Annotated in this window: 17 protein-coding genes; 7 read left to right on the top strand and 10 right to left on the bottom strand. The window is 37.0% G+C overall.

Translation table 11 applies throughout. The features are described 5' to 3' along the window. Nucleotides 1-10 precede the first annotated feature (10 nt). Together CM19_RS07395 and CM19_RS07400 are read left to right on the top strand one after the other, a co-directional pair. Complete coding sequence (locus tag CM19_RS07395) at nt 11-913, top strand: ABC transporter ATP-binding protein (RefSeq protein ID WP_048099811.1); 903 nt, start codon at nt 11-13, stop codon at nt 911-913. Then, a complete protein-coding gene (locus tag CM19_RS07400; RefSeq protein ID WP_052349485.1) occupies nt 906-1,745 on the top strand; it encodes an ABC transporter permease in 840 nt (279 codons plus the stop codon). Before CM19_RS07395 ends, CM19_RS07400 begins: the two co-directional genes overlap by 8 nt. Here CM19_RS07400 and CM19_RS07405 read toward each other — a convergent pair. Both CM19_RS07405 and CM19_RS07410 read right to left on the bottom strand, forming a co-directional pair. Continuing rightward, nucleotides 1,742-2,464, bottom strand: a complete 723-nt coding sequence (locus tag CM19_RS07405) for an ABC transporter permease (protein WP_048099812.1) — start codon at nt 2,462-2,464, stop codon at nt 1,742-1,744. The genes CM19_RS07400 and CM19_RS07405 overlap by 4 nt on opposite strands. Further along, nucleotides 2,454-3,278, bottom strand: coding sequence for an ABC transporter ATP-binding protein (locus tag CM19_RS07410; RefSeq protein WP_048099813.1), 825 nt, complete (start codon nt 3,276-3,278; stop codon nt 2,454-2,456). Before CM19_RS07410 ends, CM19_RS07405 begins: the two co-directional genes overlap by 11 nt. Before the next feature lie 75 nt (nt 3,279-3,353). Here CM19_RS07410 and CM19_RS07415 point away from each other — a divergent pair, with 75 nt between their 5' ends. Next, nucleotides 3,354-4,049, top strand: coding sequence for a DUF973 family protein (locus CM19_RS07415; RefSeq protein ID WP_048099814.1), 696 nt, complete (start codon nt 3,354-3,356; stop codon nt 4,047-4,049). A gap of 435 nt (nt 4,050-4,484) precedes the next feature. Next, nucleotides 4,485-6,527, top strand: coding sequence for a xanthine dehydrogenase family protein molybdopterin-binding subunit (locus CM19_RS07420; RefSeq protein ID WP_048099815.1), 2,043 nt, complete (start codon nt 4,485-4,487; stop codon nt 6,525-6,527). A gap of 31 nt (nt 6,528-6,558) precedes the next feature. Here CM19_RS07420 and CM19_RS07425 read toward each other — a convergent pair whose 3' ends face one another. From CM19_RS07425 to CM19_RS07445, 5 genes are read right to left on the bottom strand one after another with little or no spacing between them, the layout of a single operon-like run. Continuing rightward, nucleotides 6,559-6,882 carry a hypothetical protein gene (locus CM19_RS07425; protein WP_052349486.1) on the bottom strand — a complete coding sequence of 108 codons (324 nt, stop codon included), beginning with the start codon at nt 6,880-6,882 and terminating at the stop codon, nt 6,559-6,561. 49 nt (nt 6,883-6,931) lie between these two features. Next, complete coding sequence (locus CM19_RS07430) at nt 6,932-7,879, bottom strand: oligopeptide/dipeptide ABC transporter ATP-binding protein (RefSeq protein ID WP_048099817.1); 948 nt, start codon at nt 7,877-7,879, stop codon at nt 6,932-6,934. Beyond that, on the bottom strand, nt 7,872-8,837 hold the full coding sequence (locus tag CM19_RS07435) for an ABC transporter ATP-binding protein (protein ID WP_048099818.1): 966 nt from the start codon (nt 8,835-8,837) through the stop codon (nt 7,872-7,874). The genes CM19_RS07430 and CM19_RS07435 overlap by 8 nt, the downstream gene beginning before the upstream one ends. A gap of 9 nt (nt 8,838-8,846) precedes the next feature. After that, nucleotides 8,847-9,752, bottom strand: coding sequence for an ABC transporter permease (locus CM19_RS07440; protein ID WP_048099819.1), 906 nt, complete (start codon nt 9,750-9,752; stop codon nt 8,847-8,849). After that, complete coding sequence (locus CM19_RS07445; RefSeq protein WP_048099820.1) at nt 9,749-10,783, bottom strand: ABC transporter permease; 1,035 nt, start codon at nt 10,781-10,783, stop codon at nt 9,749-9,751. The genes CM19_RS07440 and CM19_RS07445 overlap by 4 nt, the downstream gene beginning before the upstream one ends. Nucleotides 10,784-11,029: 246 nt before the next feature. Here CM19_RS07445 and CM19_RS07450 point away from each other — a divergent pair, with 246 nt between their 5' ends. Further along, nucleotides 11,030-13,060, top strand: coding sequence for an ABC transporter substrate-binding protein (locus CM19_RS07450; protein WP_235185652.1), 2,031 nt, complete (start codon nt 11,030-11,032; stop codon nt 13,058-13,060). A 328-nt stretch (nt 13,061-13,388) separates the two neighbouring features. Here the strand turns inward: CM19_RS07450 and CM19_RS07455 are convergent, their stop codons facing one another. Then, nucleotides 13,389-13,835: a MarR family winged helix-turn-helix transcriptional regulator gene (locus CM19_RS07455; RefSeq protein ID WP_048099822.1), complete on the bottom strand. Its 447-nt coding sequence runs from the start codon at nt 13,833-13,835 to the stop codon at nt 13,389-13,391. A gap of 10 nt (nt 13,836-13,845) precedes the next feature. Further along, nucleotides 13,846-15,510, bottom strand: a complete 1,665-nt coding sequence (locus tag CM19_RS07460; protein WP_048099823.1) for an MFS transporter — start codon at nt 15,508-15,510, stop codon at nt 13,846-13,848. A 387-nt stretch (nt 15,511-15,897) separates the two neighbouring features. Between CM19_RS07460 and CM19_RS07465 the strand changes: the two genes are divergently transcribed. Then, nucleotides 15,898-16,098, top strand: coding sequence for a hypothetical protein (locus CM19_RS07465; RefSeq protein WP_048099824.1), 201 nt, complete (start codon nt 15,898-15,900; stop codon nt 16,096-16,098). 325 nt (nt 16,099-16,423) lie between these two features. Next, nucleotides 16,424-16,903, top strand: a complete 480-nt coding sequence (locus tag CM19_RS07470) for a hypothetical protein (RefSeq protein ID WP_150111405.1) — start codon at nt 16,424-16,426, stop codon at nt 16,901-16,903. A 4-nt stretch (nt 16,904-16,907) separates the two neighbouring features. Here the strand turns inward: CM19_RS07470 and CM19_RS07475 are convergent, their stop codons facing one another. After that, nucleotides 16,908-17,993 carry a glucose 1-dehydrogenase gene (locus CM19_RS07475; protein ID WP_048099826.1) on the bottom strand — a complete coding sequence of 362 codons (1,086 nt, stop codon included), beginning with the start codon at nt 17,991-17,993 and terminating at the stop codon, nt 16,908-16,910. Nucleotides 17,994-18,039 lie beyond the last annotated feature (46 nt).

An 18,039-nucleotide genomic window follows, 5' to 3' on the forward strand; every position in this document is an offset into this window, starting at 1 on the left:
TATTCCTTGAATGATATCAGCTCAAGGTATTACCAAGTCTTATAATAGTAAGACTGTGTTATCGTCGGTTTCAATTGTCGCGGAATCAAGGAAAATTACGGCTTTGTTAGGTCCTAATGGTGCGGGAAAAACAACTCTAATAAGGGTTATCATGGGTTTAATATTTCCTGAAGAGGGAAAAGTTGAGATTCTTGGAAAAGATCCCTTTAAGGATAAGAGCGTTTTCAAGAGAGTAGGTTATATACAAGAACTTCCAAATTTGCCCCCATTTTTTTCAGGTAGACAGCTCTTGGAATTCTCCGCTGATATAAAGGGAGTAGACAAGAAAGAAATTAAAAGGGTAATTGATTTAGTCGGTATGGAAGAACACGCTAACAAGAAAATAGCTAAGTACAGCAAAGGGATGATGCAGAGAATAGCTATAGCCGAAGCGTTGCTAGGAAGTCCAGAAATCCTTATAATGGATGAGCCCAACATGGGGACGGATCCAATATTAACACTTAACTTTAGGAAAATTGTTAAGGAAATTGCAGAAAGCGGAACAACAGTGTTAATGACATCTCATGAAATGGAAGACGTAAAAAGGATGGCAGATCAAGTCTATTTTTTATTTAGAGGAAAGATTTACTTTTCTGGGACAACAGAGGAATTAGTAAAGAGGTTTCTAGGGGTTAGGGTAATCATAGAGATAAGTAATTTAGAAGGTTTAGAAAAGGTTATTTCAGAAGTAGAGTTCGTTAAGTCATTTGAGATAGAAGGAAATAAGGTTATAGCTACTCTTACCGAGGATAAAAGGGAAGAACTTTTAAAAAGGCTAATTCTTTCTGGTTTCAAAGTTAAATCTTTCTACTTAAGCAACGAACTAGAAGAGGCCTATTTTAATGTGGTGAAGGAGGCGAGTTCCAGTGATTGAAAAGGTAATTCTTTACGAAATGAAAAGGGCTGTTGCAAGAAAGAAAGTATTGACGCTAATAATAATAACGCTAATATTTGAGATAGGCGTTTATGTCTCTATTGGCGAATTTAAAACCCCTAGGGTTGAGAGTTTAGTAAGGCCAATTCAAGATCTTCTTTGGTTAGCTGGAGTTTTATTACCCCAAAGCCTTCTGATTCACTTTATAGCTCTCTCAATTTCCTCAGGATCAATGTCAGAGGAGTATGAGCAGGGAACAGTTGATTTCTTCTTAACAAAACCTATTACTAGGATGCAGTTTGCTGTTGGAAAATATGTTGGTGGGTATATATTGGCTGTGTTAATCTATTCTTTTATGGTAATTCTTTCACTTATCTTGTCTTACTTGTTCTTTGGTAAGCAGGTTGACCTTTACTATCTTCCATCAATTTTTCTCTCAGTAATATTTTCCATTCTAACCTTCTTCTCAATTGGTTTTATGTTTGGCGAAGTTCTTAGGCGGAGTAGCATTGCGTTTCTGGTATCTAGCGTGGTGCTAATTGGATCAGTGATAATAGGGGCAGTACTTATCTTTGTAGATAGACTGACCAACGTATCAACATTTATAGCAATAGCTCAGGCTCTTCCAGCCTGGGGTGGAGACGAATTGCCTTTTATAGTAGCTCAAGGGGTCCCTGGATCCGGTCTTATTGTTGAGGCTTTAGAAATATTTCCTACCGCACAGGGGACAATTTCCATGTCAGTTGGCTACATCCTAGTGTACTCTGTTGTATCAACCTTATTGGGTTTCCTGAGCTTCGCTCATAGAGATATTCCGAAGAAAGTGAGTTAACTTTCCCTCCATTTCATAGCGTAAAACGGTAGCAATGAAAGGATAGCAGTTTCTACTAAGAATATCAAGATTGGACTTAAAGGCAAACTTTGCAATCCTGTAATTCCCTGCATTAAGACAGAACCAGCTGTTGAAGGGGAGATATATAAAATGTCTAATGCCCAACTTGGAAGAAGGGAGTACGGATAATATAAGGGGGGTAGGATTGTGAAAAGTAATGATACGATAGTGGAGATTCCCCATGAATGTCTAGTATGTTTTACGAAGCTGGCTAAAGTTATTGCAAGGGATGAACTTGATATTAACAGCAAAATGAGTATTCCTATAGAAATAATTGCAGTAAGAGGAGTAAAAATATTAAATATCCAACTCAGAATAGCGTAAACTACGATGCCCGGTATACTATTAATTAGGTTTCCTAGAGTTAAACCGGTAATGTAGTCTAAAGGTCCTATCTCTGTAGCTACTAGAAGATCTTGAAATCTTAGCTGAAGTCTCATGAATGCAAAATCGCCAATTATTGAAAGGGAATTGCTAACAACTATTGAAATTAGACCTCCTAGGACTCCAAACTTCACGAACTCTCCCCTAGATATGAGGAATATGAAGAGGAGAAGAGATAACGGTAAGGACAAGTATGAGAGAATATATATTGGAGCTCTCTTTATTCCAGTATATCCATACATCCACGCTAAAGCTAAAATAAACTTAATCCTCATACAATCCCCTCATGATAAAGACGTCCTCTAAACTAGTAGGCTTTATTACAACTCCCTTTCCGACCATTTTCTTTGCCCCATCTTCATCAACGTAAGATATCCTCATTGAACCGATTTTTATGTTACCTGTTCCCTCGACTCTAACTATGCCTTTTAATGAAGATAGGAGTTCTTCTGGAGAACCTTGGGCTATCAACTTTCCCTTATGCATCATAGCAATGTCTTGGCACAATTCCTCAGCTTCCTCCATGTAGTGAGTTGTGAGGACCATGTTTGAACTCATTTCCTTTATTACCGACCAAACCTCTAATCTAGAAACAGGATCAAGGCCAGTTGTCGGTTCGTCAAGAAATACAACTTCTGCGTTAGAGCTTAGAGCCATTGCAACAAAGATTTTTCTTTTCATTCCGCCGGATAACTCATCAGCTGGTTTATTCATTGCGTCTCCCAATCCGACTTCTTTTAAAGCTCTCCTAGCTGAAGAAAGTGCCTCAGAGAAAGAAAAACCTCTAGCGGTTAAGTAAACAATGACGTGTTCAAGGGGGCTAGCAATTCCAAAGGGAGAGGCTTCTTGAGGAATACTGCTAATTATTTTTCTAACCTTCTTCACTTCTCTTACCACGTCATAACCGTTTATCGTTGCTCTTCCCTTAGTTGGGAGTAATTGGGTAGACAGAATTCTTAAGAGAGTTGTCTTTCCTGCACCGTTTCTTCCTATGATGCATGAGAATCTAGAGGATAACTTGAAGCTTAAATCCTCTATTGCAACAGTGCCATCTCCATAGACCTTTCTTAAGTTCTCAGTCTCTATCATATTACAAAATAAGGGAATGCGATTAAAACGCTAACCTTTTGATGCTAAAATGATTTAATTATAAGGAAATTGAACATGATTAACGATGAACATCTAAGAAGTATAAGGGAAGGGACATTAATAGGAATAGTCTCTAGTTTATTATTAGGAATACCTCTCATAATATTTTCAATATTGGGTCTACCTCTTTTTGAAGCTATTTTCCTATTAATATATCTCATTATAAACATATTTGTAGGAGTAAAGTTTTACCAAGGATTCAACGGTATAGATCGCCTAGGAAAGATAGGGGGAATAATCTTTATGATACCATTTGTAGAGTTAATAGGGACTATACTTTTAGCAATTGCGTTTTTTAGGTTAGGTTCTAAATATGATAGTGTAAATCTTAAGTTAGGGAGTATTGTTCTCATTTTTTTACCGTTTTTAGGTTTCATCTTAATTTTCTTCGGATTAAACAAAGTCAATTTATTAACGTTTTCTCAACCCCCATTACAATCTACTCCTCAATACATTCCAGTCTATCAGGTGGGAGTAGGAAAGATAAATGGAAATGTTGTTACATTTCAGCTGTATGTTGGAACCCCTGTAGGTATTAGCTCTATTGTCGTTGAGGGAACAAATATATACTCTACGTCAATCCAGCCTAGCTTCTTGCAACAAGGAGTTAATACTATTGTTGTCACTCTCTCTGATATTCCTCAAGCTATCCAAAATAGACGATTACTAGTTTACTTGTCTAATGGAACAACAATTTTTGTTGTAATTTGATCCAAAAAGCCTTTGAATTGGAAAAATTATAGCACATATTTAGAATTAGAAGGAACAAAGAGATGCTATATATGATCCCTCCCTTTTTTTTAACTTAATACAGAATTTGTATATGCGTGTAGACTCGAAGAAGGGACTGTGAAAGGGTGAAAAGCAAGAGGAACAAGAATGTGCTGGTTTTTCCACACACCCAAGGTCTTTGATAAGACTTTCAAGGTGTAGGTAGGTTAGCCCGCTAATTGATCGTAATGATGAACTCTGTTCATAACGTGATGAAGTTCAATGGTTCCACTGAAAATAAATGTCCGTAAAACCCGAACTGCAGAAATCCCCCTATAAAAGTTTAGACATTCAATAGAGTCAACTCTGCCTAAGTGTGTTTGGAAGTTAGAATTCAAACATAAGACTTAATTCCCAAGAACAAGATATCATATCATGCGGAGAACAGACTTAGATCAAGTTATTCTTGGTAAAGGTAACTATGTAGACGATTTGGATTTTAAGGGATTTTATGGCGTATTTGTAAGAAGTCAATATCCTCATGCTAAGTTTAAATTGGATGTTTCTAGCGTTTTGGAGAAGGGCGCAAAGGTAATAACGGCTGCTGATTTTCCTCAAGTAAATGGTGAAAAAACAGAGAATGAGGGAACAATGCTAACTTTACCCTTGGCTTATAAGAAGGTGAGATACTTGGGAGAACCAATAGCGCTTGTAATATCTGAGGATCCCTATAAAGCTACTGACTTAGCTGAGCTAGTTTCAGTGGACTATGAGCAATTACCTCCTGTGACAAATATCGATTTTGCTATTAAGAACGAAGTACTAGTATTTGAGGAGGTAGGTTCTAACGAGGTATATCGTAAAACTTTTGAGTACGGTAAAATGCCTTCAGATAGACAACTAGACCTGGAATTATATTGGAGTAGATCCTCTGGAAATCCTATAGAGACTTTCGGAGTAATTGCATATCCAGACGGCACAATAATTTCTAACGTACAGGCTCCTCAATTTCAAGCAAAGGAGATTGAAAAAGTACTAGGCAAGTCTAGAGTAATTCCTGTGAGGCATGGAGGGAGTTTCGGCTCAAAATTTTCCGTAACTAAGTACGCACTAGCATTAGGTCTTGCATCAAAGAAGTTTGGTATACCAATAAAATGGTTAGAGACTAGGACTGAACATTTAGAGGCGTCTAATAGTTCTGGTCCGGAAAGAAAGTTTAATGTAAAAGCTCACTTTTTAAGTGATGGGACTGTAACTGGGCTAGAGTTCAAGATCTGGGAAGACGTCGGTTCAACGCTATTTAATGGCCAAGCCTTTAAGCCAACTGGAATTATAGCAGGACCTTATAAAATCACAAACCTGAAATATGACGTATCCTTAGTTGCAACAAATAAGAATCCACCAGGAGCTTTTAGGGGAGCAGGAACCCCTCCTCATACTTGGGCGCTCGAAAGAACTATGGACGCAATTGCCGACGACCTAGGAATAGATAGATCGGAGATTAGAAAGAAGAACCTTCTTTCTACTCTTCCTTACGAATCTCCTTACGCTTTTTATGACTCAGGTAACCCGAGACAATTACTTGAATTGGCGATCTCTAGAAGCGATGTATTCTCGCTGAGGAAAAAAGGGTTTGGAATTGGAATAGCTTGTTCAACAGATCCTAGTACTCCATCAGGTGAGGAAGGGGTTAGGTTAACTATTAAGAACGGAAAAGTAATTGTAGGAATAGGTTATGGACCTGAGGGACAAGGGAATGAACACTTAGCTAAGATATTAACGTCTAAGTTATTATCAATTCCAGTGGACTTAGTTGATGTAGAGATATTAGACAGCGAACACTCGCCAACAAGTTTTGGACCTGGGGGAAGCAGAATGGCAGTCTTTATGGCTGGAGCATTAAAGGGGGCAGCAGAGGAATTAATATCTAAATTAAGAAGAAGGACTGGTGGAGAGTATACTGAAGGATATTTTGTGACGCGAAAAGGCGAAAAGATTTCTTTACTCTCAATGGACGAGAAAGTGAGTTATGTCTTCTCTTTGCAAGGTAAAACTCGATTTAACGCATATCCATTTGCATGCGATATAGCAGTAGTGAGGAGTGACGAAAGTGGAATCATAAGGCCAGTGAAGCTAATTGTATACTTAGATCCTGGTACACCTCTAGACGAGGAGCTTGTAAAGGAACAGGTAATAGGAGGTTCTGCAATAGGTATATCTGTTGCGCTTTATGAGAAATATATCTACAATAGTGAAGGTCAACTGTTAACTACTAGCTTATCAGATTATGGTATGCCTACTGCTGTTGAGATTCCACAGATTGAAGTTAATTTAGTTCCAACTCCTTCACCATATACTCCAATGGGGGCTAAGGGAATAGGGGAAATACCTGTAGGAGTTGCAGCAGCTGCTGTAACTAGTGCAGTTGAGGATTTAATGAAGAGGAGAATTAGAGAAGTTCCAATAACTAGCGAGTAGTATATAATTCTTGATATATGTCGAAGCACGTCTATTTTTTCTCTTCCAAAAGTTTTTCTCCTTCTCTAGCAACTCGTTCATCAACATCCTTTATAATATACGTATTCTTTTCAGTTATTAAATACAGGGAAGCACACCCAAATTTCTTGGCTAAAAATCCCTGAGATACAAAGTTCTCTTTTATCTCGTTGCAACTTAACTTTATTGGTCTAGATAGGGGTGACTGTATAGTAAATTGGCAATCCTCAATTTTATACTTAAATGATCTCTTCCATATAATATAAATAAAAAGTAATAAATACCAAATACCTACAAATATTAGATAATTAAGGATCTTTTCTGGACTAATTTCCAAAAAAGCCGAGGTTATCCCTAAGATAATGGTCCCTTTTAAGATAGTCTTCTTAACCTTTGGACGAATATAGCCAGCACGCAATCTTGTGTCCTCCAAGGTCAGCTAGTTCAGGCTCTTTCTCCTTACATATTGGCATGACAAAAGGACATCTAGGATGAAACCTGCAGCCATTTGGTGGATTTATTAGACTTGGAACTTCTCCGGTCGGTGGTTTTAGATCCTTTTTCCCAATGATCGGGGCAGAGCTTATTAAAGCTTGGGAGTATGGATGAAGGGGCTTAGATAACACCTCGTCAGTTCTTCCAACTTCCATTAATTTTCCGGCATAGAGTATAGCTACCCTGTCAGAAATAAATTTGCTAACGAGCAAGTTATGCGTGATAAACATGAAGGTTAAGTTCATTTGATTTTGTAAGTCTAATAGGAGGTTTAGAATTTGAGCTTGTACTGATGCGTCTAGAGCTGAGGTTGGTTCGTCAAGGATAATGAGTTTAGGAGATTTAGCTAATGCTCTAGCTATGGCGACCCTCTGAACTTGTCCTCCCGAAAGCTCTTTAGGATATTTATCCTTGACGTAGGAGTAATCTAATCCGACAAGTTCTAAGTATTTTTTAATCTCCTCCTCATCACCTTTTTTCATAGGCTCCTTAATTAACTCCTTAACTCTCATCCTTGGATTGAGTGAGGTTGTAGGATTTTGAAATACCATTGAAATTTTCTCTCTAACCATTTCATAATTAGTATCTACTTCTTTGCCATCAAAGTAAAGGTATCCCCTACTAGGCTTTTCAATCGTTGCAAGAATTTTTCCCAAAGTTGTTTTTCCAGATCCACTTTCCCCAACTATTCCTAGGACTTCTCCTTGAGCGATATTTAATGATACGTTTTCGAGAGCCCTAACATATGATATTTGTCTTCTAGTAATTGACTCGATTATTCCCTTCTTTTCAGCAGGATACAACTTGTAAATTTCTCTTGCAGTATAAATTTCAACCATATAGCCAACACCTTACATTCCTTTCGTCTTTCTCAATGATTTTTGGTTCATCTTTTTTGCATATATCCATAACTTTTGGACATCTGGGGCTAAATTTACAACCAGCCGGAAGTGTAAAGAATGAAGGTGGATTGCCTGGAATAGTCAGGAGTTTTCCCTCATTCTTAGTCTTTGTGGGAATGCTGGAGATTAGCCCTGAAGTGTAGGGATGTAAAGGGCTCTTAATCACTTTCTCTACGTCTCCATCTTCCATTATTCTTCCTGCATACATAACTATTATTCTAGTTGAAATCACGTATGCCAAGGATATATCATGTGTTATGAACATAATTGTTGTTCCTAATTCCTCATTTATCCTTTTCAGTATATTGACCACTTGGGCTTGAATAGTGACGTCTAAAGCGGATGTCGGTTCATCAGCTATGATTAATTTTGGTTTTAAGAGAAGGGCCATAGCTATAACCATTCTCTGGACTTGACCTCCTGAGAGCTGATGAGGGTATCTATTAATTATCGTTTCTGGATCTGGTATCCTAAGATCTTTTAACACATCAATAACTTCCTTTTGGGCTTCTTTCGCACTTACTTTTTCCCCACCCTTTAAACTCCTTGTTATTACTGTCTCAACTAGCTGATCTTTTACGTTTCTAACGGGATCTAGGCTATTTAGAGGATTTTGAAATATCATAAAAACTTCTTTTCCCCTTATTTTCTCTAGGTCATTTTCCTTAAGCTCAGTTATATTTACGTTATCCAAGTATATTTCTCCCCTTACTATAGCATTAGGGGGGAGCACAGTTGCTAAAGTATGTCCTAATGTAGATTTTCCAGATCCTGATTCCCCTACAATTCCTATTACTTCTCCCTTATCAACACTAAGGTCAATATTGTCTAATATCCTAGTATAGCCTTGCAATGTCTTGTAATAAACTCTCAAGTTTTTTATATTCAAGAGCATCTTAGCACCTCAGTATGTTATCCTACCGCTTGTAATATCTTGTAGTCTATCTCCTACAAGGACAAAACCTACTACAATAATTAAAATCGTTAAACTTGGATATATAGCATACCACCACGCATAAGGGAGATTCGCAACTCCGTTAGACGCCATTTCTCCAAGCTCTGGAATTGGGGGTTGAATACCTATACCGAGGAACGCTAAAGTAGAATATGTTAGTATGACGTTACCGAAATCTAGCGCTGCATAGGCAAATACTGGATCTAGGGAATTCAAAAACAAATACCTAAAGAACAGCCTAACCTTACTTACATTATATAGTTTTGAAGCGGAAACGAAGTCCATATTTTTAAGCTTCAGTATTTGAGCTCTGAAAAACCTAGCATAGGTTGGCCACCATACCGCTATTAGGGCTATTAATGCCCCCTCATAATTTGCTCTCGTTAGTACTGCTATGGCTATTACAAGTATTAAAGCAGGTAATGAAAGGATAGCATCAGTTATTCTCATGAGTACCTCATCTATCATACCTCCAAGATATCCAGAAATTATTCCTATTATGCTACCTATTGTTATTCCAGCTAATACTACTGCAACTGAGGCTAATGCGTCTCTAGGTATAGCGTAAAGTATTCTAGAAAATATGCTCTCCCCTTCTACGTTAGTACCCATAATCATGGCAAAATTTGATATTATAGGAGGGTGAAGAACCAACGCATGGTTACCAGCAAATGGATTACTTGGTAGCAGAATATGTCCAAGTTGCTGATCTTTTATCAATGAGCCAATGATTTGCAACGAACCCTCTATCAGTCCCCACCCAAAAAACAGTATGACTATTATTAGTCCTATTAGGCCTTGAACGTCTTTGCTCAACATCTTTACATAGAATTTTAGTCCTCCAGTATCGCTCATTCCAACTTCACCCTTGGATCTATAACAGCGTAAAGAATATCTGCAATTAAGTTAGCTATAATTATTGAAAAACCGACGATGATTGTAGTATCTAGAACTGCAATATAGTCAAGTGAGATTATAGATTGAGCTATAAACCAGCCCATTCCCTTATAGTCAAACACATCCTCTATTACTACTGCTCCAGCGACGGAGTATCCAAAGAAAAGAGCTACCAATGTGATAATTGGTATAGACGCATTTCTTAAAGCCATTCCGTATACGACCTTTCTCCTTTTTAGTCCCTTCATAAATCCTAGTTTCACGAATTCAGATTCCATTACATCTAGCATTGTGGCTCTCGTCAGTCTGGTAACTATACCGAAGCTCACTAAAGAAAGAGCAAACATTGGTAGTATCATATGTCTTATCATGCTAGTGAAGTAAGGCCAGTCTCCTGCTATTAAAGAATTCAAGAGGGGAAAAGGAGTATAAGAAGGAGGAGCCTTAAGTAATGGGTTAACTATCCCCCCACTTGGCAACAGTCCTAAGTCGTAAGATACTACGATAAGAAGAATAACAGCTACGAAGAATGGAGGTGAGGCCCAAGTAGTCAGATAAACTCCCTTAATTAGATAGTCGCTCCACTTTTTTCTGTTTGCAGCAGCAATAGCACCTGAAATTATTCCTATTATGGTAGATAATATGACTGCAGGAATTACCAGTTCTAGAGTTATAGGAAGGAATTTTCCTATTAAATCGAGTTCTGGAACCTTATATACTACATCAGTTCCCCAATTTCCGTGCAATAAATTCCAAATATATGTAAAAATTTGTATGTAAAGTGGCTGGTTAAGACCGTATTGCCTTATTATCTCTTGTATTTCGCTCGGCGGGGCATGGGGATTTCCTGCAATTATTTCCGCTAATCCTTGAGGAGTTTTTACTATTGCATGAATTAGTATAAAGAGAATAACAATAAGAATAAATAATGTAATTACAGCGTTTATAAGTCGTCTTAGTATAAATGAGGCAAGTTTTGTATCAATCATTTCCTTCTAGTTTGGAGTAGTTTCATCTAAATAAAAATTTTCTTTAATACTTTCCTTTTTCTCTATTAATAATTCATTCCTATAAGGGAAAGTTATGGTCAATTATATAATATTGATATCATGGAACCTTGAAAACCTATACATATACAAAAGATTTAAAATTAAAAGAAGGCGGTTATAAAAATAATGGTAAAGCATAATAGGATCGGAAAAATTTTCTCATATATAGCAATATTTATAGTAGCAATGGAAATATTTATGGGAATTATGCCGATAATAGGGAATACCATAATAGGCAATGCAGCTACAACAATAACTATAACTCCTCCTAAATCTTCAGAGCTTATTGATGTGTCACAAACTGCTGCTCCAGATGCTTTAGACCCTGCTACCGGATTCTACGTACAGGATGGACCTTTATTTACTGCTGTTTATCAGGAGTTAGTGGAATTTAACGGATCTCATTTTACGCAAGTAGTTCCTGTTATCGCCCAAAACTACTCCACTTCAAATTACGAAAATTACACATTTTACATAAGACCTTATGTTCACTTCAGTGACGGAGTACAAGTAAATGCTTCAACAGTATGGTTTTCATTATATAGGACAATATTAATGGGACAAGGGCCAGGTGTATCAAATTATTTAGGCCTACTTTTTAGTTCGTCAGTATATGCATCTACTGGATATGCAATACCTTGGGGAGTTAATAATGCTATACAATACGCTACTGGTTTGAAGACTGCAGACAACTATACCTTAACTGCCATGGTACTAGCTAATGTCTTATCTCACTTTAACGCTAATAATGCCACTATTCAGAAAATAATGAGCTATCCTGGCCAAGCAATAGTTGTTAAGGGACCTTACGAGGTTCAGATAAACGTAATGGAACCATACAGGTTCTTCTTGGAGGATATTGCAGCGTGGTGGGGTGCAATAGTCGATCCAGTTTTCGTAGATCAGCATGGAGGAGTTCAACCAAATACGCCTAATTCGTATGCGAACGATCACGGAATGCCAGGGACAGGACCTTATGAGATATATTCAGTATCTCCAGGCTTGACTACTATAGTTTTAAAGGCTACTCCTAATTACTGGGCAACTGGCAAGAATGTTCCTTCTGTAGCTCAGCCAGCTCACATTCAAATCATTGAAATAGAGTACGGACTCTCTCATGAAGATAGAGTCGAAATGTTCGATAAGAACGAGGCTCAGATTTCTTACGTTAGCGTACCCTTCTTTAACGAGATGTACTCTGGCTATGCGTATAAGATACCATTTAGCGATATTTTCGCTAACTTAGGTTCTCAACCATCAACGTTTTATGTTTCCATGAATAATGAGATCTTTCCCACTAACATTACTGCTTTTAGATTAGGCTTAGAGTATGCAATAAATTATACCGAACTAGCGGATGTATTCTCCTTCAACCATACAGTTTTAGCCTTGTATAATTACTTAGGCCCAATAACTCCACAATTTAAGGAATATTATAATCCCGGTAATTTGAAGCCATTCTACTATGACCCGTCGCTTGCCATTCATTACCTTAACGAGGCAGCATGGGAAGGTCACTTTTCCTTAGTTTTACCTAATGGCGTTGTACTAGGAAATTCCTCTAGTCCACAATTAAAAACATTAGATATATATGCAATAGCTCCAGTTACTTCGCTAGAGCAAGAGGAACTTGACATAATAACTCAGAATTTAGGGGCTGTTGGAATATCTGCCTCTCCAGAGTATGTTACTCCTTCAGTTACAGATACCTGGACTACACCATCCGGAACTCCGGCTCTAATTTTCCTAGGTTGGTTCCCAGATTGGCCAGATCCCATATATCAGCAATTAATTGCTCAAACCGATGTTAGTGATGGAGGAATATCAGGAAATTTCGCATGGGTAAACATTTCCACGTTAAATACTATGTATCAAACTCTACCATTCCTAACTAGTCAAACTCAGCAAATAAACGAGGTTAAAGAGGCTTACCAGTTACTTTACAATGATGCGCCTTATATTTGGTTACCTTCTCCATATACATACTACTTTGTCCAGCCATATCTCAAAGGATTTACCTACGATCAATTTACCGGATACTTCTATAATATGATGTACTATCAAAACTTCAGTTATACTCCTCCATCATACACAACGACTACTCCGTCATCCTTCCCTACTCTTGCAGTAGTTGGTATAGTCGTAGTAGTTATCGTAATTATTGCGGTATTGGCCTTAGTGTTAATGAGAGGTAGAGGAACTCCAAAGGGATTATGATTTTTTTTATTTTTATAGAGATATGAATTATTAATATCAATCTTTTTTTGTTTTTGACTAGATTAATATTTCCAGAATAACTTGTCCTAGGATTTGAGCTCAACGGACACTTATTACCTTCTCCGTAAAGCCCTTGAGCTTTATCACGTTCTGGGCTAATACCATCATGACGATCCATTAGCTGTACCACATTCAAATACTTTCTTTGAACCTATTCGATCTGCGCATCAGTATCTTGGACTTAAATCTTTCAAAAAACATAAGCGTTTTAGAAGGAGAAAAAATCGCTACACACATAAAAATGCCATAATTTAAGCAAAATTGCTAACTAAGGCTTTTCTTCGATTTTTTGAACTCTATTAAGTAAGTTCTTTAATTTGTCAAGCAAATCTTTTATCTCATCTTCAGTCATACAATCAAGGATATCAGCAGTCATTTTGCTATAAACTTCCATTCCCTTTTTGAACATGTCTTTTCCTTCATCAGTAATTGTAACGAAAATTACTCTTCTATCGGATTGGTCTCTAATCCTCTTCACTAAGCCTCTTTCCTCAAGTCTATCTATTGCTAGAGTTATTGATGCTTGGGTCACAAAATACCTTTTAGCTAGGTATACCATGCTTTTCTGTCCTTCATCGAGAGCTCTTAAGATTAGGAAGTCAAGGTAGGTTATTCCTAAACTTTCTAACCTTTTGTTTAGCTCTCTCTGAATAGCTCTATGTATTTTTGCGATGTTGCTAAAGATCTGAATTTTTTGTTCATTTATTTCTTGCATTAATGTTCACCTATTCCTCCTCCTCCGCAATCTTAACTTTTCCTCTCAGTGCTGATACGACCGCTGCTACAAACGTCATTCCACCACTGATGTAAAAAGCGTCTCTTAAAGCAGATATAAAGGCAGGAGCAATGGCAGTGGAGAACCAAGTTCTCTGCTCCATGACATGTATAGCTGACGTTGGAATCTGCGCAGCAATAGAAGGTGGAATTGTAGAAAGGATTGCCTTCACTGGATCATATCCTAAAAATGCTGCAAATAGTGCTCCAGTAACAGGAACTTTATTAACATATTGGGAAAGTACCGGTGCACCAGCTTGTGTAACGGCTGTTGAGAGGGCAGTAGGCAAATAATAAGAGAGCGCTATAATAACTATAGTAAAGAAAAGCGCTAAGGACGCTGTCTGACCTGAGTTCTGTAAAGTGGCTCTCATCCCTGAAGCAGATCCTCTGTATTTTCTAGGAACGCTATTCATTATTGATGCGGTATTAGGAGAAGCAAACATACCGTTTCCTAATCCCATAAAGAATATAATTGTAGCAAATTCAGGGTAAGCAAAGTCATAAGGAATAGTCGTAAGTGCTATAAAACCTAGTCCAACTATAACCATTCCTAGAGTTGCTAGAAATCTAGATCCATACCTATCAGAAAGCCATCCGCTTATTGGGCCCATAGCTACAAAACCAATCATCAATGGTATCATATATATACCAGCCCAAAACGGTGTTTCGCTAAATGAGTAACCGTGTATAGGGAGCCATATACCTTGTAGAAATATTATCAACATAATCATGAGGCCTCCATAAGCGAATGATCTTAGCATTGAAGCTATATTACCTGCAGCAAACATCCTAATCTTAAAGAGTTCAAGCCTAAACATTGGGTACTTAACTTTTCTCTCTATAAATATAAAGGAAGTTAAAAGACCTGTACCAATAACCATAGAGGATATTACCCACGGATTATTCCAACCCAATTGCGAACTACCATATGGCATAATACCATAAGTTACTCCAAGGAGTATTAGGATAAGTCCAATACCGAACGTCGAATTACCTGCCCAATCTATCTTCTGTGTTCTATCTGGTTGCGTTAGTTCCTTTAGCTTAATATAACTCCATACTGTGCCTAAAAGACCCACAGGAACACTTACTAGAAATATATATCTCCAGTTGATTGTGGATAGTATTCCACCCAATATCAGTCCTACTAGAGAACCAGCTAATGCTGCAATCTGGTTAATTCCTAGGGCCTTTCCCCTTTCAGTATGAGGAAAGGCATCTGTTATTATAGCGGCGCTATTTGCGAAGAGAAATGCCCCTCCAATACCTTGAACGATCCTAAAAAGTATGAGTTCGATCGCACCTAACGATCCAGTATTTGGAGTTATAAAGAGAAGTATTGACCCTATAGTAAATATTGCAAAACCGAGATTATATAGTCTAACTCTGCCAAACATATCAGAGAGCCTACCAAAAGTTACTAGAAGAGTTGCAGTTACAACATTATATCCCATTAGGATCCATAGAAGATACTGGAATGAAGAAGGAGCAAGAGGATTAATATTTATTCCTCTAAATATGGCAGGTAAAGAAATAATTATTATTGTTCCATTTATTGAAGCCATCAAAACTCCTATTGTAGTATTGCTTAAAGCTACCCACTTATACTGCATAGTTAGAATGTTGATTTTTAAGTATTTAATATTTTATATCCGTACGTCTAGCGTAACAAGTATTTATATAAAAACAGAAATAATTTATATTCGTGTATTTAAATATTAATTCCCTACATTATAAGAACAAATTAATATTCTAAGTAACTTTGTCATAAAGCCTCAATACATTCTGAGTTAACATTCTTCACTACGCTTCGCCCCATTAACAGGGTAGGAAGAAGTCAGGAATTGATCCATATACCTCCTACAACGAGAGGAAAGTTAAGAAACCATCCATATAGGGATTTTAAAAATATGAGAAAGATAATAAAGGATAAAAAATTGGATGAAATACACTATTAAACTTTAAAAACATATTATTTTATGTCTCTTTTCAAAACTTTGATGTCCACAGGTTTTGAGAAAATTGGTCCTAGATTAGTTAGAATGCTATCTTTATCAAAAGAAGATTTAGAAGCTTTGCTATCTTTAGGTATAAATTACGCTAAAGGAGAGATAAAAAATTACGAAAAAACTCTAGAAAGAGTAAAAAGAGAATTTGTTCTCCAAAAAATTTTTCCTATTTTGGAAAAAAAGTCTTGCTAGATAATAACGGAAGATGTCCAATAGATCTTTCTCTGATTTGAATTCTTTTTATCAATACTTAAATAATACCAAAGGTCATTCGGATTTCTTTAAAAATATTTTAAAAGAAATAACAGTATAAATTCCATAAATCCTAAAGAGTTAAGGTTTAAACTGAAAACCTTTCCCTCAAGGCGGGCAGGAAGTTGTGAAGAAGGTATTACTATTTAATCTATTTGCCGTATTAGCTAACTATTTGCTGCAAAATTACTTTCGGTGAAGAGAGGGCATATAAAAGATGCTATCTTTTAGAATTTCTTAAATGATCCTACTCGGATCTAATTTTATGAACGAGAATTACCTAGGAAAGATTATCCTAAAACTCTCAGCTATAAGCGGTAGGAAAAGAGGAGATTATATTGACGAAATTGTTAGAGCGATTAGACTTTTCTCTAAAGAAAGGAAAAATACATGGAAAATCAGACCAGACAAATACGAGACGGTAGGAACAATCGTTCTTGAGATCGGTAAGATCATTCCTTTAAACATGAAGTTTTACGTTGAACCAAACTTTCTCGAAAATATCTTTAAAGACGACGTAAAGCTAAGAAGAGTAGACAGAGAAATCTTAAAAGTTAAAGTTGATAAAGATGTGCATCTAGTTGCTAAGGCTAAAGCTGGAGATACCACTGTTGTTAGGTCAGAATTAATTGGAGGTAAAGTATCTGATCAGATAATGAATATACCTATTGAGTCTACAAAAATTTTTGATATAATAGTCTCATCATTGGGATCGAATATACTTTACTATACACGTAAAAATTGAGTTATTATTCCCAGATTAACTTAATTTTTATCTCTCCTTCAACCTTCTTCCTTAACGCTTGAATTACCTCTTTCTCATCCTCGAGTTTTATACTTTTAGTTATTAGTTTGGAAGTAGCATTAGGCCATAAAGTTTTCCAACTAGCTAAGTGAATCATAGCTAGTTGAAAGTGAGGTTTCTGTCCATTGACTAAACCAACAATTACTTTATTTCCCATAATCATATCAACAGTAGCGCTCTTATCCACTGAAAAACTTCCAGAAATTGGAAAACCGAAAAGCCCTAATACTCCGTTTCTCTTTAAAAGTGTTAACAGACTAGAATTAGTTTCCGCAGAAGCTCCAGTGGCATTAATAATTAAGTCAAATTTTAGTTGTTCCCTGAGTTTATCATATCCTGAGGAAGAATTATAATAATTTATACCTACATTAGCGAATATTTCTTCCTCGCTTGGCAAAGGATCTCTTATATTGGTAATCCATGTTTCTAATCCGTAGGTCTTTAAGATCAGTGAAAAGAGAATACCAATAGGGCCTGTTCCCACGACAAGGGCATTCCTACAATTCAATGTCCCGTCACTACAACTCCAATTTAGTCTACTCTGTACCTTAAGTATTTCTTCCATCGATTTCTCTATATCCGCCAACGGTTGAGCTAAGATCGCAATATCTCTTATTGACTTAGGAACCTTTACCAAATATACTGGTTCATCGTACCAATACTCCCTCATAAAGCCGTCTAGACCACTTATTCCTGCCTCAACGAACTCACCCGTCTCACAGTAATCCGGTCTACCTAAAATGCAGTTTAGACATTTCCCGCAACCTCTTCTATTAACTGGCATTACTAGATCTCCCTCTTTAAAACCATAACCTCCTTGTTCTACTAGACCTATAGCTTCATGCCCAAGAATCAAGTAATCCTTTCCTTCTTGGGTTGAGGCCGTGGACATTTGACCGTTAACTATCTCTCGATCTGTTCCGCAGATTCCACTCTCCAACGTTCTTATCTTTATCTTTCCAGAATTTGAGACGTTTACATCGCTTATCTGTACACCGGTTGCCGGAGGCCTTACTATTATAGCCTTCATGATCACATATTCTAAACTGAGATTTTAAGCTAAGTTGCTGAGATAT

It is taken from the genome of Candidatus Acidianus copahuensis, from assembly GCF_000632495.1.
Classification (GTDB): domain Archaea; phylum Thermoproteota; class Thermoprotei_A; order Sulfolobales; family Sulfolobaceae; genus Acidianus; species Acidianus copahuensis.